The organism is Pseudomonas extremorientalis (genome assembly GCF_024584605.1).
Classification (GTDB): Bacteria; Pseudomonadota; Gammaproteobacteria; order Pseudomonadales; family Pseudomonadaceae; genus Aquipseudomonas; species Aquipseudomonas extremorientalis.
This window is the reverse complement of record NZ_CP089519.1, coordinates 967930-983639: the sequence shown is the minus strand read 5'-3', so window position 1 is coordinate 983639 and position 15710 is coordinate 967930. Positions and strand designations below refer to the sequence as shown.

Sequence of the window (15710 nt, the reverse complement as noted above, 5' to 3'; positions counted from 1 at the left end):
AGGACGAACGAGATCGTAAAAACCGTAAGCAAAAAGTGTAAAGAATGTAAATTCAATGCAATTAGCAATGTATCGCAATTGATAGAAAGTCTTGTTCGCCCTATATTCCGCGACCTCACATCCTTGGGGAAAGGACACGTCATGTCGCGCACCACTACAAAAATACCTGCCGGTTCACCACGCATGCTGGCTTCAGCCATCGGCGTTGCCCTCAGCGCCAGCTCTGTCGCCCATCTGGCACAAGCTGCCGAAGACACTGAACAAAAAGGCCAGCGCAACAGCATTTCCCTGGGCGCCACCAGCATCACCGGGGAAGCGCAGGACAACACCTCCTACCAGGTCGAAAAAGCCACGTCGCAGAAATACACCGCACCGCTGGTAGATACCCCGCGCTCGGTCACCGTGGTGCCGCAACAAGTCCTCAAGGACACCGCCGCCACCTCGTTGCAGGATGCCTTGCGCACCGTGCCGGGCATCACCTTTGGCGCGGGCGAAGGCGGCACCCCCCAGGGCGACCGCCCGTTCATCCGCGGTTTTGATGCCCAGGGCGACACCTACCTGGACGGCGTACGCGACACCGGTGGCCAGAGCCGTGAGATCTTCGACATCGAGTCGATTGAAGTCAGCAAAGGCCCGAACTCTTCGTTCGGCGGTCGCGGTTCAGCCGGCGGCAGCCTCAACCTGGTGAGCAAGACCCCACAAGCGCGGGACTTCACCAACGGCGGCTTCACCTACGGTTCCGACCAGACCCGCCGCTACGTACTCGACGTAAACCGCCAGTTCCTCGATGACAGCGCCGCGTTCCGCCTGAACCTGATGAGCCATGAACAGAACGTGGCTGGCCGCGACGCGGTCAATTACGACCGTTGGGGCGTGGCACCGTCGCTGACCTTTGGCCTGGGTACCCCGACCCGCGTCAACCTCAGCTACTACCACCTGGAAAGCAACGACCTGCCGGATTCGGGGATTCCCTACGGCTATGGTTCGTCGACCGCCACCGCCCATGTGCATGACAAGCCCAACGATGGCGGCGACAGCAATAATTTCTACGGTTTGAAGGACCGCGACTTCCGCAAGACCCGCGCCGATATCAGTACGTTCTCCATCGAGCACGACCTGAACGACACCATGACGCTGAAAAACACCCTGCGCCATGGCAGCACCGGCCAGGACTACATTCTTACCCAGCCGGACGACAGCAAGTTCAACGTCAACCGCTACGGCACCGTGTGGCGTCGCGCCAATAGCCGGGTTTCGACCACGACCACCACCACCAACCAGACCGACCTGTTCGGCAAGTTCCAGGCCCTGGGTTTCAAGCACAGCTACTCCACCGGCCTGGAGTTCACCGGTGAAGAAACCCGCGTCAGCAGCTACACCATCAGCCCCAACGCCAACCCAGTGTGCACCGTGGCCAAAGGCAGCCTGGGCGGCCAGTGCACCTCCCTGAGCAATCCGAACCCGGATGACGCCTGGACCGGCAGCATTGCCCGCAACTACTACGGCACCGCCACCAAGGCCACCAGCCGTGGCGCCTATGTGTTCGACACCATCGAGTTGGACCCCAAATGGTTGCTGAACGTCGGCCTGCGCTACGACACCTTTGACACCGTGGCCAACACCGACTCGGCCACCGGCCGCAGCAAAATCAAGGAAGACAGCCAGTTCTTCAACTGGCAGGCCGGCCTGGTCTGGAAGCCAGTGGAAAACGCCAGCATCTATGCGTCCTACGCCACATCGGCGACACCTGCCGGTGGCCTGGTCGGTGAAGGGTCGGACGGCAACCCACTCTCAGCCGGTGCCGCCACCAGCGACCTGCAGCCCGAAGAAACCGTCAACTACGAGTTGGGCACCAAGTGGGACCTGTTCCACGATCGCCTGTCCCTCACCGCTGCGGTGTTCCGCACCGAAAAGAAAAACACGCGCATCCTCGTGGACGCGCTCACCTATCAGAACGCCGGCGAATCCCAGGTCGACGGCCTGGAACTGTCCGCCAGCGGCAAGATCACCGACCAGTGGCAAGTGTTCGCCGGCTACAGCTACCTGGACAGCGAGCTGGTCAAATCCGGCCTCAACGGGCGTAACGGTGTCGTCAGCGCGGGTTCGAACAAAGGCAACCAGATGCCGAATACGCCGAAGAACACCTTCAGCCTGTGGACCACTTACGACGTCACCTCCAAGCTCACCCTCGGTGGCGGTGCGTTCTACGTCGACCAGGTTTATGGCGACGCCGGCAACACCGTCTATGTACCGTCCTACACCCGCTACGATGCCATGGCCAGCTACAAACTGACCAAGAACGTCGACCTGCAACTGAACGTACAAAACCTGACCGACAAGGTTTACTACGACAAGGCCTTCTCGACACACTTCGCCAACCAGGCGGCCGGTCGTACGGCCCTGTTGACCACCAGCTTCCATTTTTAAGCAGCAGCGTCGCGCAGCAGAGGGCCCCACGCATCGGATGCGTGGGGCTTTTGCGTGTAAAACAGAATGTTTCTCGACAAGCCACGGCATAATGCGCGCCGTGCCCTACATATCCGGATAGACGAGGCGGTCAGACGTGTTGAAGAAAACCCTGTTTCAGTTGCACTGGTTCTTCGGCATCACTGCCGGGCTGGTGCTGGCCTTGATGGGGATCAGCGGGGCTGCGGTCTCGTTTCAGGATGAAATACTGCGGGCGCTCAACCCCAGCGTGCTGACCGTGGAAAAACGCGAAGCCGGTGTGCTGCCGCCCGCCGAACTGGTGCGCAAGCTGGAGGCCACCGAAGGCCAGACCGTGGCCATGCTGTTCGTCGAAAGCGAAAGCGGCAACGCCGCCCGCGTGTTCTTCACCGCGCCGCCCGGCGAGCGCCGTGGCCAACTGCGCTATTTCGATCCCTACACCGGCGACTACATGGGCGACGTGCTCGGCCAGGATGTCTTCGGCTTTCTGCTGCAGTTCCACCGTTTCCTGGTGATGGGCGATACCGGGCGCAACATCACCGGCGCGTGCACGCTGATCCTGGTGTTCTTCTGCCTCTCCGGCCTGTACCTGCGCTGGCCGCGCCAGGTGGCGAGCTGGCGGGCCTGGCTGACGCTGGACTGGCGCAAAAAAGGCCGTGCCTTCAACTGGGACCTGCACTCGGTGTTCGGCACCTGGTGCCTGCTGGCTTACCTGCTGTCGGCGTTGACCGGCTTGTATTGGTCCTACGACTGGTACAGCCAGGGCCTGACCAAGCTGTTGTCCGACGCCCCGCAAAACGAACGGGTGCGCAAGCGCGGCCCGGCGCCCGAGGGTGCGGCGCCGGTGGCCAACTACGATGCGATCTGGAGCAGCATCTACAGCAACGCCGGCCCGGGCTTGAGCGCCTATAACATCCGCATGCCAGCGGTCGCCGGGCAACCGGCCATCGTCTACTACCTGTTGAAAAACTCGCCCCATGACCGGGCGCTGAACCAGATCAATCTCGACCCGGCCACCGGCGAGGTCAAATCCCACGACCAGTACGCCAGCAAAAGCCTCGGTTCCAGACTGCTAACCAGCGTCTATGCGCTGCACACCGGCAGTTACTTCGGCTTGATCGGGCGGATTGTCCTCACGCTCAGCTCGGTGCTGATGCCGCTGTTCTTCATCACCGGCTGGCTGCTGTACCTGGACCGCCGGCGCAAAAAACGCCAGGTGCGAGATGCGCGCAAAGGCCTCACAACCAACCCCAGTAACGCCCCGGCCTGGCTGATCGGTTTTGCCAGCCAGAGCGGTTTCGCCGAACAGCTTGCCTGGCAAACGGCCGGGCAATTGCAGGCCGCCGGCCTGCCAGTGAAGGTGCAGCCCCTGGGCAGCGTCAGCCAGGACGACCTGCGCCAGTCGGAAAACGCGCTGTTTGTGGTCAGCACCTTCGGCGACGGCGAAGCGCCTGACAATGCCCGTGGTTTCGAGCGCAGCGTGCTCGGCCAGGACCTGTCCCTCAAGGGCCTGAACTACTCGGTGCTGGCCCTGGGTGATCGCCAGTACGAACATTTCTGCGGCTTTGCCCGCCGCTTGCATTTCTGGCTGACCCATCAGGGCGGCAACCCACTGTTTGCGCCCGTGGAAGTGGACAGCGGCGACACCGCCGCCCTGCTCCACTGGCAACAACAACTCGGCCAACTGACCGGCCACGCCCCGGCATCCGCCTGGCCGACGGCCCAATATGAAAACTGGACGCTCAGCCACCGCTCATTGCTCAACCGCGACAGCAGCGGCTCGGACGTCTACCTGCTGGGCCTCACCTCGCCGTCGCCACAAAGCTGGCAAGCCGGCGACCTGGTGGAAGTGCTGCCACGCAATTGCCCGTGGGCCATCGAACACTTCCTCGAAGGCCTGGGCCTGGCCGGCAGTGACAGCGTATTGATCGACGGCATGGCGCATACGCTCGACCAGGCCCTGGCCACCCGCCAGTTGCCGACCCATCGCGCGCACCTGGTCGGCCTGCACGCCCAGGCGCTGGTGGACGCGTTGGTACCGCTGGGCATGCGCGAATACTCCATCGCCTCGATTGCCAGCGATGGCGTGCTGGAACTCATCGTGCGCCAGGAACGTCACCCCGACGGCAGCCTGGGCCTGGGCTCGGGCTGGCTGACCGAGTACGCCGCCCTCGGTTCGAGCATCAGCCTGCGTCTGCGCCGCAACAGTGCGTTCCACCTGCCACAGGCGCCGGTGCCGCTGATCCTGCTGGGCAACGGCACCGGCCTGGCGGGTCTGCGCAGTCTGCTCAAGGCCCGCATCGCCGACGGCCAGCAGCGCAACTGGCTGCTGTTTGGCGAGCGCAATATCAAGCATGACTTCCTGTGCCAGGACGAACTGCAAGGCTGGTTGGCCAGCGGCGATCTGGCGTTGCTCGACCTGGCGTTTTCCCGCGATCAGGAGGAGAAGATCTACGTGCAGGACCGCCTGCGCGAGTCAGCGGATGTGCTGCGTAAATGGCTGGCCGACGGCGCGGCGATTTATGTGTGCGGAAGTCTGCAGGGAATGGCGACGGGGGTGGACCAGGCGCTGGTGGACATCCTCGGCAGTGAAGCCGTGGCGCGGTTGATCGAGCAGGGGCGTTATCGCCGCGACGTGTACTGACCCCCTGAACGAACAACACTCAACCTGTGGGAGGGGGCTACACCCCTCCCGCAATTTTTAATGCATTCCAAGTCAGGTGGGCTGGAGTTTTTGTTCGAACACCGAGACGCCATCCAGGTCCCGCAGCACCACACTCAACTCCGCCGTCTGCCCATCAATGTTCACCTCGCCAAAAAACTGAAACCCCGCCAGCGGCGAGGTGTTCTGCGCCGGCGGTGCCTTCTCGAACACCACTTCGGGGCCAAAGGTCTTGTCCAGCGGATTAGGCCCGAAACTCCCGGCGTTCAACGGCCCGGCGACAAACTCCCAGAACGGTTCGAAATCCTGGAACGCCGCACGATCCGGGTGGTAGTGATGCGCGGCGCAGTAGTGCACATCGGCGGTCAGCCACAGGTGGTTGCGCACGTTTTGCGCCCGTAGAAAGCCCAGCAGCTCGGCGATTTCCCATTCGCGGCCTTGCGGCGCACCGGGATCGTTGTTGGCGATGGCTTCCCAGCGCGGCACGCCGGGGCTGACTTCACCGTCGGGCACGCCAAGGCCGATGGGCATGTCGGCGGCGATGACTTTCCACTGCGCCTGGGAGCCCTTGAGTTCACGCTTGAGCCAGTCCAATTGCGCACGCCCGAGGAAGGGTTTTTCGCCGCCGAGGTTGTCATCGTTGGGCCCGCGATAACTGCGCATATCCAGCACGAATACATCCAGCAGCGGACCGTAGCTGAGCTTGCGATAAATCCGCCCGCCGCCGTCCGCTGCCTGGCGGCGCATCGGTGAGTATTCCAGCCACGCCTGGCGCGCACGGCCGACCAGGGTGTTGATGTCCTTGACCCGGTAACGCTCATCCAACTGCTTGCTCGGGGACCAGTTGTTCACCACTTCATGGTCGTCCCACTGCCAGATCTGCGGCACCTCGGCGTTGAAGCGGCGCACGTTTTCATCCATCAGGTTGTAGCGGTAATTGCCGCGATACTCCTCCAGGGTTTCAGCGACTTTACTCTTGGCCTCCGTGGTGATGTTGCGCCAGATGCGCCCGTCTTCGACGGTGAGCTGCGCGGGCACCGGGCCGTCGGCGTAGATGGTGTCGCCACTGTGGATAAAAAAGTCCGGCAGACGCAGGCGCATGGCTTCGTAGATACGCATGCCGCCGATGTCCGGGTTGATACCGAAGCCTTGGCCGACGGTGTCGCCGCTCCACACAAACCGAATGTCACGGCGCTGTTGCGGCACGCTGCGCAGGTGGCCGAACCAGGGTTCGCTGGCGATGCCGGTCTGGGCGTCCTCGAAGTGCACGCGGTAGAAGATCGCCTGGTCGACAGGCAGCCCGGTGAGCTCGACGCGGGCGGTGAAGTCGCTGCGCTGGTCGGCCAGCGGCGAAACAAAACGACGAGGGTTGCTGAACACGCTGCGGGTGTCCCACTCCACCACCATCTTGGCCGGGCGGTCGCTGCGGCTCCAGATCATGGCGCGGTCGCCGAGCAGGTCGCCGGACTGCACGCCATCGGTGAGCTGCGGCCGGTCCTTGACCGAAGCGATCACCGCCGGCGCCAGGCCCGGCAACAACAGGCCGGCGCCGACGGCTTGCATCACGCGGCGGCGGCCGAGATCGAAGTGGCTCATGCAGGTGCCCTCTTGAGTATCAAAAGGGCCACTAAAGCACGCCCCGATGAAGCAGAGATGACACCTATACAGCGATCAACGGTGGGAGGGGGCTTGCCCCCGATGGCAGAGTGTCAGCCAGCACATTTATGGCTGACCCACCGCTATCGGGGGCAAGCCCCCTCCCACATTTTCTACGCCGCCTCAGGCGGTCACGGTCAGTTCTTGCGCTTCGGGGCGTTTGATCAACGCGTAGACCAGACCGGTCAGCAGGCTGCCGGCGACAATCGCCAGCAGATACGGCAATGCATGGTTCATCGCATTCGGGATCACCAGCACAAACAGGCCACCATGGGGCGCCGCCAGTACGCAGCCGAAGTACATGGACAGGGCACCGGTCAATGCACCGCCGGCGATACTGGCCGGAATCACGCGCAACGGGTCCTTCGCGGCAAACGGGATCGCGCCTTCGGAGATGAAGCACAAGCCGAGGATCATCGCCGCCTTGCCCGCTTCGCGTTCGGTCTGGGCGAACTTGCGGCGCGCCAGGAACGTGGCGATGCCCATGCCGATCGGCGGCACCATGCCGGCCGCCATGGTCGCGGCCATCGGCGCACCGCTGTGGGCCGCCAGCAGGCCGACGGAAAATGCGTAGGCCGCCTTGTTGATCGGCCCGCCCAGGTCGACACACATCATGCCGCCCAGCAGGATGCCCAGCAGTACCGCATTGGTCGTGCCCATGGTGCTGAGAAAATCAGTCAGCCCCACCAGCATGCGCGCGACCGGCGGCCCCACCAGGTAGATCATCGCCAGGCCGGTGAACAGACTCGCCAGCAACGGGATGATCAGGATCGGCTTGAGCGCCTCCAGGCTCTGCGGCAATTTCACTGCGCGGGTGATCAACTTGACGCAATAACCGGCGAGGAAACCGGCGAAGATGCCACCGATAAATCCAGCACCCAGGGTGCCGGCCAGCAGGCCGCCAATCATGCCCGGCGCGATGCCCGGACGGTCGGCAATCGAGTAGGCGATGTAGCCCGCCAGCAGCGGCACCATCAGCATGAAGGCGCGGTCGCCGACGGTTTTCAGCGCAGCCGCCAGGGTGCCTTCCTGTTCAAAGGCGTGAATGCCGAACACGAACGACAAGGCGATCAACAACCCGCCTGCCACCACCATCGGCAACATGAACGACACACCGGTGAGCAGGTGTTTGTACACGCCGGTTTTTTCCGGCTTGGCCACCGCGCCGCTGGCCGCGCTTTCCACCGCACCTTCGGCAAGGGCCTTGTTGAGGGTGGCTTCGGACTGCTTGAGCGCAATACCGGTGCCGCACCGGTAGATCTTCTTGCCGGCGAAGCGCTCGGTGGCGACTTCGATATCGGCGGCCAACAACACCACATCGGCATTGGCGATTGCTTCGGCGCTCAATGGCGTACGGGCACCAACCGAGCCCTGGGTTTCGACCTGCAAGTCATAACCCAGGCGCTTGGCCGTCTGCTGCAAGGCTTCGGCAGCCATGAAGGTGTGGGCGACGCCGGTCGGGCAGGCGGTGATCGCAACGATGCGCGGCGCGTTCCTGGCCGGGGCTTCAGCAGCGACATACACCTGCGCCTCTTCGGCGCCACGACGCAATACGGCGTCGACATCCGCCAACGCCTGGGCCGGTGTGCTCTGGAACACGCGCTTGCCGACAAAGCGCTGCATATCCACCGGGGTGCTGCTGACCAGCAACACCCATTCGGCGTCGTCGATGACCGACTGGGACAATTGGCGCTCCGGGCGCTGCACATCCACCACTTCAACGCTGGTACTCCAGCCCTGGCGCTGCGCGGCGGCGTCCAACAAGCGGGCGCACAGCACACTGGTGACCATGCCGTTCGGGCAGGCAGTAACAATGGCTAACTTCATCACAAACCCTCTTATTGTTCTGTCAGCGTGCGCACGTGGACGCCGCTTTCGAGGCGCGCCAACTGCGCGTCATCGCTGATGCCAAAACCGATCTGCGTCACGGCCATGGCGGCAATTGCCGTGGCGCGGCGCAGGGTCTGTTCCGGGGTATCGCCGCTGAGCAGGCCGTGCAGCATGCCGGCCAGCAGCGAGTCACCGGCCCCGACGGTACTGGCCACCGTCACCTTTGGCGGCGTGGCCTGCAGCGCCGCGCCTGGGCGGTACCAAGTGACGCCGGCAGCGCCATCGGAAACCACCACATGTTCCACGCCTTGCCGATGCAGTTGGCTGATTGCATCCGGGGCATGCCCCAGGGCATCGGCCAGTTCTTCAGTGTTGGGCTTGACCATCCACGGCCCCGCTTTCAAACCGGCGCGCAGCGCTTCGCCGCTGGTGTCCAGGGCGACTTTCAACCCGAGGTTTTTCAGTTGCGCCAACAGCCCCTGGAACCACTGCGGGCTGATGCCACGCGGCAGGCTGCCGGCCACCACCACCGCATCGAATTGCGCACCGATATCGGCGATGCGCTTGAGCAGCGCAGCTTGCGCCGCGTCACTGACCACCGGCCCCGGCGCATTGATATCGGTGACACGGCCTTGCTGTTCGGCAATCTTGATATTGCTGCGGGTTTCGCCCGGCACGCGAATGAACGCGTCACCAAACCCACGGCGGGCGATCAGTGCCTCGAAGGCCTGGGGGTTCGCCTCGCCGAGGAAACCGCCCACGCTCACCTGATGGCCCAAATCCGCCAGCACCTGCGCCACATTCACACCCTTGCCGGCGGCATGGGTCAGCAGGGTTTCGCTGCGGTTCACTTCACCCGGTTCCAGGTGCGCCAGGCGCACCGTCAGGTCCAACGCCGGGTTCAGCGTCAGGGTCAGAATCCTTGCCATCTACACGGCCTCCACTAGGGCACGCACTTCGGCGGGCGAACCCACCGCCAGTGCTTGTTGCGCCAGGCCCTGGGCCTCGCTCAGACTGAATTCACGCACCCGCGCCTTCACTTCCGGAATGCTGCGGGCCGACACGCTCAACTCATCCACACCCAGGCCGATCAGCACCGGCACCGCCAGCGGGTCCGCCGCCAGCTCGCCGCACACCCCCACCCATTTGTCATGGGCATGGGCGGCGCGCACGGTGATGTCGATCAGTTGCAGCACCGCCGGGTGCAGGCCATCGGCCTGGGCGGACAAGGTGGGGTGACCACGGTCGATGGCCAGGGTGTACTGGGTCAGGTCGTTGGTGCCGACGCTGAAGAAATCCACTTCCTTGGCCAGCACCGGCGCGAGCAAGGCCGCCGACGGCACTTCGATCATGATCCCCAGTTGCAGGTCCGCCACCGGGATTTCCAGGCGCAGGCGCTCGGTCATATCACGGGCGGCACGCCATTCGTCGACGCTGCCGACCATGGGGAACATGATGCGCAGCGGGCGGCTATCGGCGGACCGTAACAGCGCGCGCAATTGTGCTTCCATGATCTGCGGGCGTTGCAGGGTGAGACGGATGCCGCGCACGCCAAGGAAGGGGTTTTCTTCCTCGGCAATCGGCCAATACGGCAACGGTTTGTCGCCGCCCACATCGAGAGTACGCACCACCAGCGGGCGACCGCCAAGACCGTCGAGCACGCGGCGGTATTCGGCCTCCTGGGTGGCTTCGTCCGGCGCCTGCGGGTGGGCCATGAAAATCAGTTCGGTGCGCAGTAGGCCGATCCCTTCGGCGCCCTGTTCCACCGCGCCGGCAACCCCAGCGCTTTCGCCGATATTGGCGAACACTTCCACGGCATGGCCGTCGCGGGTCAGCGCCGGTTCATGGCGTTGCGCCGAAGCGGCTTGCAGGCGTTGTTCGCGGGTGTCGCGCTCGACCGTGGCGCGTTGCAGGGTGGCGGCGTCGGGGTCGACATGCAGGCGACCGCGCTGGCCATCCAGCAGCAAGGGGGTGCCGGAGGCCAGCAGCAACACCGCCGGGCCGGCGCCGACCAGCGCCGGGATACCGAGGGCACGGGCGACGATGGCGCTGTGGGCCGTCGCGCCGCCTCGGGCGGTGAGGATGCCGGCGACGCGCGCGGGATCAAGACGCGCCACGTCCGACGGACCGACCTCGTCCATCACCAGAATGTAGGGTTCGCTCGGCTCCTGGGCGGTTTCGACGCCGCACAGTTGCGCCAATACACGGCGGCCGATATCACGCAGGTCGGCGGCGCGCTCGGCGAGCAAGGCGTCCTGCAACGATTCCTGCTGCCTGGCGGCCGCTTCGATCACACTCATCCACGCGGCTTCGGCGCTCTCGCCTTGCTTGAGGCGGGTGTCGACTTCGTCGGTGAGTTCCGGGTCGTCGAGCATTTCCTGGTGGGTGATGAAAATCTCGCGGATCGCCTTGGAAGGGTTGCGCTCGATCAGGCCCTGGATGTCGCGGCGCACTTCGCCCAGGGCACTGTGCAGGCGCTGGCGCTCAATAGCGGAGGATTCGCCGCGCAGGGGGTAATCGAACGTTTGCTGAACCTGGATATGCGCGGGGCCAATAGCGATGCCCGGTGCGGCGGCAATGGCCTGGACCTGGCTGCCGCTGGTCGGCGCATTGACAACCGGCTCGATATCCAGGGCTGCCGGTTGGACGCTGACCGTCGGTAGCGGCTCGACCTCTTCACCGAGGCCTTCCTCCACAGCGGCGAGCAACGCGGGCAGCGCATCGCCGGCAATCGTCGGCTCGGCGACAAACTCCAGCACCTGGCCACGCCGCGCGCCGAGGCTCAACAGCTTGCTCAGGCTTTTCACCGACACGGCGCCGACCGGACCGTCAACGATGCGCACGCGGATGTCGGCTTCAAAACTTTTCGCCAACTGCGCGAGGATCTTCGCCGGACGTGCATGCAGGCCATGGGCGTTGGCCAGGGTGACGCGGGCGCTGGGCCAGTCCGGAGGCAGTTCGCCGCCAAGCACTTCGAGCACGGCACGGCTGCTGGTGGCGCGGCCCAGTTCCTGGCCGCGACCTTCGATGAGCAAGGCGCACAGGCGCTCCAACAGCGCTTGGTGGGCTTCACCGAGGCTGGCCAGACAGAACAGGCCATGGAGCGGCTGGCCGAGGTAACGCATGGGCTTGTCCGGGGTGACAAACGCCAGGCCCGGGCGCTTGACGGTCTGTTCACTGTGCAACCACCACAGGCCATCGCCCAGGGGCAGCGCGTCAACCTGCTGCAACACGGCGGCGAAACCATTGCTCACACAATCGGCCTGGCGCAACAGGCGTGCGCCGCGCCAGACCAACTCTTCGAAGTCGTCGGCGGACACACCCAGGCTGATCATCTGCGCATCCAGCGCCAGTTCCTGCGGTGCGCCTTGCAGCAGTTTCAGCAGGACTTCGGCGCTTCCGGCACGGCGCAATGCCTGGCCCAGGTCGGTTTCGCCAAGGGCACGGGTGAGCAGTTGCAACAGGCGCAGGTGTTCGTCAGATTTGGCGGCAATGCCAATGGCCAGGTACACGATCTGGCCGTCGCCCCAGTCCACCCCTTCGGGGAACTGCAGCAGGCGCACGCCGGTAGAGAACACCTGGTCGCGGGTTTCGGGGGTGCCGTGGGGGATGGCAATACCTTGGCCGAGAAAGGTCGAGCCCTGGGCTTCACGGGCCTGCAAGCCACTGAGATAACCCTCGGCGACCAGGCCATCAGCCACCAGTTTGTCAGCGAGCAGGTGCAAGGCAGCAGATTTATCCACAGCCACCTGGCCCATGGAAATCTGCTCTACAGTGAGCTCAAGCATGCCGTTCTCCTAGTTAGTGCGATGACCGCACTAGGTATTGTTTTAAACAAACAGTGTAATGGGTGTGCATCAATAGCTGACTGAGCAGTCAGTTGGCAGTAGCTACTCAGTCGCGAACGTCGTAAAAATACGCTGGCTGAAACGTTTAATCTAGAATTTATGGCAGATTACGCGTTAATTGCGCATCCTTGAACAACCACTCGGCACTTGAGCTGAGACATTAGTCGAGTGCTGGAATCGGTTACGATTGGACAAAATGTCGGGGCAAGCTCCAGAAAACAAGGAAATCCCGGTTTGAAACTCAGTGATATCGCCCGTCTGGCCGGTGTGTCCGTGACCACCGCCAGCTACGTCATCAACGGCAAGGCCGAACAGCAACGCATCAGCAACGCCACCGTCGAACGGGTGCGGGCTGTCGTCGAAGCCCATGGCTTTACTCCTAACCCACAGGCCGCCGGGCTGCGCAGTCGGCACACGCGCACCCTGGGTTTCATCCTGCCCGACCTGGAAAACCCCAGTTACGCACGCATCGCCAAGCTCCTGGAGCAAGGTGCACGGGCGCGGGGCTATCAGTTGCTGATCGCCAGCTCCGACGATGACGCCGACAGCGAACGCCAGTTGCTGCAACTGTTCCGCGCGCGGCGTTGTGATGCGCTGTTCGTCGCCAGTTGCCTGCCGGCCAGCGATGACAGTTATCGCGAGCTGCAAGCCAAGGGGTTGCCGGTGATTGCCATCGACCGGGTGATGGGTGCGGATCAGTTCTGTTCGGTGGTCAGCGACGACCGCCAGGCGTGCGAGCAATTGACCAGCAGCCTGCTGCAACCGTTGCCCAAGCAGATCGTGCTGATCGGCGCACGACCCGAGCTGAGCATCAGCCACGAACGTGCCGCTGGTTTCCGCGAAGCCCTTGCCGGGTTCACCGGCGAGGTGATCGTCGAACACGCAGAAGCCTTCAGTCGCGATTGCGGCCGACAGCTGATGGAGCAACTTCTACAGCGACTGGGGCATTTGCCTGACGCGCTGGTGACCACGTCCTACGTGCTGCTGCAAGGCGTGTTCGACGCACTGCATGACTTCCCGCTCAAGTCGCGCCCGCTGCGCCTGGGAACCTTTGGTGATACCCAGTTGCTGGACTTCCTGCCGCTGCCGGTCAACGCCATGGCCCAGCAGCACCAACTGATCGCCGATACCGCCCTGCGCCTGGCCCTGGCGGCGATCGAAGAAGAACAGTATCAACCCGGCGTGCATGCCATCGGCCGGACGTTCAAGCAGCGTATTCACGAGGCTTGAGCGTGGAGCTGATCGACACCCATACACACCTGGACTTCCCGGATTTCGACAGTGATCGCCGGGAAGTCCTCGCCCACAGCCGAGCATTGGGCGTGCGGCGCATGGTGGTGTTGGGGGTGTATCAGCAGAATTGGCAAAGAGTGTGGGACCTGGTGCAAGCGGACGAAGGTTTGTTCGCCGCCTTTGGCCTGCACCCGGTGTACCTCGACGATCATCGCCCATCTGACCTGACGGCGTTGGGCGATTGGTTGATGCGCCTGCACGGCCATCGGCAACTGTGCGCCGTGGGGGAAATAGGCCTGGATTACTTCCTCGAACAACTGGACCGCGAACGCCAGCAAAGCCTGTTTGAAGCCCAACTCAAACTGGCCGTGGACGTCCAACTGCCGGCGCTGCTGCACGTGCGTCGCAGCCACGCCGCCGTGATCGCCACCCTCAAGCGCATCCGCCTGCCCCGCGGCGGCATCATCCACGCGTTTGCCGGCAGCCACGAAGAGGCTCGCGAGTACATCAAGCTCGGCTTCAAATTGGGGTTGGGCGGCGCCCCCACCTGGCCCCAGGCCTTGCGCATGCACAAGGTGCTGGCGCAACTGCCGCTGGACGCGGTGGTGCTGGAAACCGACTCACCCGATATGGCGCCGGCCATGTTCCCGGGCCAACGCAACAGCCCCGAACACCTGCCGGCCATCTGCACCGCCCTGGCCGAGCGCATGGGAATCAGCCCGCTATCGTTGGCTGAGGCGAGCACACGCAATGCGTGCCAGCTGTTCAATTGGTAAGACTGGCGCGACCACTTGCAGATCCAACGTGATCCGCTGCCGGTAACGGGCATAGCGCAGCGCCAGGAAATGCACCAGCAGCACCACCAGTGACACGTTGAACTGCCCGACTACTGTGATCAACCCCACCCATTCGGCGACCAGTGCCACGATCAGCACCATGCAGGTGAACACCGCCATGCTCGGCTGCACCAGCGCCCAATGCCCCAACAACTTGAACGCCCGCAATTGCCGAGGGCAACTCAACTGCAGGAATTGCTGGCAATACGGGCAATCGAACGGCTCTTCGATGGCGATGGCATTCAACTGCCAAGGCTTGAGTTCAAACCTGATATCACAATGGGCGCAATGCCCTTTGATGCCGACCGCAATGGTCATCGCCGTGCTCCCTGAACTTGAATTTGTCTGAAACAAATTCTCACCCATTCACCCAGCCAGAAAAGACACCCACGGAAATCAGGACAAGCGCTACACCGGCAAGCAATACGCCCTACCTACATTTCCTACACTCGAAACGCACCGATCAATTGCTTCAACTCAATCACCTGCATCGATAGCTGCCGGCTCGCCGCTTCGGTCTGGTGTGCGCCCTGGGCCGCATGCTCGCCGGCGCGGTTGATTTCGACGATGTTCTGGTCAATGTCGTGGGCGACGGCGGTCTGTTGCTCCACGGCGGCGGCAATCTGCTGGTTCTGGTCGACGATCATACCCACGGCGCCAAGAATATTTTCCAATGCCTGCTGGACCTTTTCCGACTGCCCGACCGTGCCACTGGCCATGGAATGGCTGGTGCCCATGGTTTTCACGGCGGCTGCCACACCGCTGTGCAGGCGGCTGATCATCTGTTCGATTTCTTCAGTGGAATGCTGAGTGCGCCGGGCCAGGGTGCGCACCTCGTCGGCCACCACTGCAAAACCACGCCCCTGTTCACCGGCCCGCGCGGCTTCGATGGCCGCATTGAGTGCCAGCAGGTTGGTTTGCTCGGCAATGCTTTTGATCACCTCCAGTACGCTGCTGATGGACTGGCTGTCAGTGGCCAACTGGTTGATCACCCGTACCGACTCATCGATCTCCGAGGCCAGCCGCGCGATGCTGCCCTGCTGGGATTGCACCAGGCCACGGCCGCTGACGGTTTCGTCGTTGACACTGTGGGCACTGCTGACTGCCGCCGCCGCGCTGCGCGCGACTTCCTGGGCAGTGGACGACATCTGGTTCATGGCCGTTGCCACCTGCTCGATCTGGCTACGCTGCCCGGACACC

Annotated in this window: 9 protein-coding genes and 1 pseudogene; 4 read left to right on the top strand and 6 right to left on the bottom strand. The window is 63.5% G+C overall.

Annotated features, from left to right (window positions below; all coding sequences use genetic code 11):
• Nucleotides 1-141 precede the first annotated feature (141 nt).
• Together LUU92_RS04270 and LUU92_RS04265 are read left to right on the top strand one after the other, a co-directional pair.
• Nucleotides 142-2427 carry a TonB-dependent receptor gene (locus LUU92_RS04270; RefSeq protein WP_257103207.1) on the top strand — a complete coding sequence of 762 codons (2286 nt, stop codon included), beginning with the start codon at nt 142-144 and terminating at the stop codon, nt 2425-2427.
• 136 nt (nt 2428-2563) lie between these two features.
• A complete protein-coding gene (locus LUU92_RS04265; RefSeq protein WP_257103206.1) occupies nt 2564-5089 on the top strand; it encodes a sulfite reductase flavoprotein subunit alpha in 2526 nt (841 codons plus the stop codon).
• A 72-nt stretch (nt 5090-5161) separates the two neighbouring features.
• Here LUU92_RS04265 and LUU92_RS04260 read toward each other — a convergent pair whose 3' ends face one another.
• The 4 genes from LUU92_RS04260 to ptsP all read right to left on the bottom strand — a co-directional run bounded on the left by LUU92_RS04260 (nt 5162) and on the right by ptsP (nt 12381).
• Nucleotides 5162-6703, bottom strand: coding sequence for an alkaline phosphatase D family protein (locus LUU92_RS04260; protein ID WP_257103205.1), 1542 nt, complete (start codon nt 6701-6703; stop codon nt 5162-5164).
• 183 nt (nt 6704-6886) lie between these two features.
• On the bottom strand, nt 6887-8590 hold the full coding sequence (locus tag LUU92_RS04255; protein WP_257103204.1) for a PTS fructose-like transporter subunit IIB: 1704 nt from the start codon (nt 8588-8590) through the stop codon (nt 6887-6889).
• A gap of 11 nt (nt 8591-8601) precedes the next feature.
• Nucleotides 8602-9522, bottom strand: coding sequence for a 1-phosphofructokinase (pfkB, locus tag LUU92_RS04250; RefSeq protein ID WP_222540974.1), 921 nt, complete (start codon nt 9520-9522; stop codon nt 8602-8604).
• The gene (ptsP, locus tag LUU92_RS04245; protein ID WP_257103203.1) at nt 9523-12381 is read right to left on the bottom strand and encodes a phosphoenolpyruvate--protein phosphotransferase; all 2859 of its coding nucleotides are present in this window, start codon (nt 12379-12381) and stop codon (nt 9523-9525) included. It lies immediately after the preceding gene.
• A gap of 294 nt (nt 12382-12675) precedes the next feature.
• Between ptsP and cra the strand changes: the two genes are divergently transcribed.
• Complete coding sequence (cra, locus tag LUU92_RS04240; RefSeq protein ID WP_257103202.1) at nt 12676-13671, top strand: catabolite repressor/activator; 996 nt, start codon at nt 12676-12678, stop codon at nt 13669-13671.
• Between the two features lie 2 nt (nt 13672-13673).
• On the top strand, nt 13674-14450 hold the full coding sequence (locus LUU92_RS04235) for a TatD family hydrolase (RefSeq protein WP_257103201.1): 777 nt from the start codon (nt 13674-13676) through the stop codon (nt 14448-14450).
• On the opposite strand, the gene LUU92_RS04230 is transcribed toward LUU92_RS04235, so the two are convergent.
• Nucleotides 14397-14828 (bottom strand): hypothetical protein, encoded by a 432-nt coding sequence (locus LUU92_RS04230; RefSeq protein WP_071491090.1) that lies wholly within the window; start codon nt 14826-14828, stop codon nt 14397-14399. The genes LUU92_RS04235 and LUU92_RS04230 overlap by 54 nt on opposite strands.
• A 125-nt stretch (nt 14829-14953) precedes the next feature.
• Nucleotides 14954-15472: pseudogene (locus LUU92_RS29115) on the bottom strand (methyl-accepting chemotaxis protein); the annotation flags it as partial.
• Nucleotides 15473-15710: the final 238 nt, after the last annotated feature.

Excerpts from the sequence above, each read along its gene's own strand:
- LUU92_RS04270 (WP_257103207.1), top strand. The coding sequence starts at position 142 with ATGTCGCGCACCACTACAAAAATACCTGCCGGTTCACCACGCATGCTG.
- LUU92_RS04260 (WP_257103205.1), bottom strand. The coding sequence starts at position 6,703 with ATGAGCCACTTCGATCTCGGCCGCCGCCGCGTGATGCAAGCCGTCGGC.
- LUU92_RS04255 (WP_257103204.1), bottom strand. The coding sequence starts at position 8,590 with ATGAAGTTAGCCATTGTTACTGCCTGCCCGAACGGCATGGTCACCAGT.
- pfkB (WP_222540974.1), bottom strand. The coding sequence starts at position 9,522 with ATGGCAAGGATTCTGACCCTGACGCTGAACCCGGCGTTGGACCTGACG.
- ptsP (WP_257103203.1), bottom strand. The coding sequence starts at position 12,381 with ATGCTTGAGCTCACTGTAGAGCAGATTTCCATGGGCCAGGTGGCTGTG.
- LUU92_RS04230 (WP_071491090.1), bottom strand. The coding sequence starts at position 14,828 with ATGACCATTGCGGTCGGCATCAAAGGGCATTGCGCCCATTGTGATATC.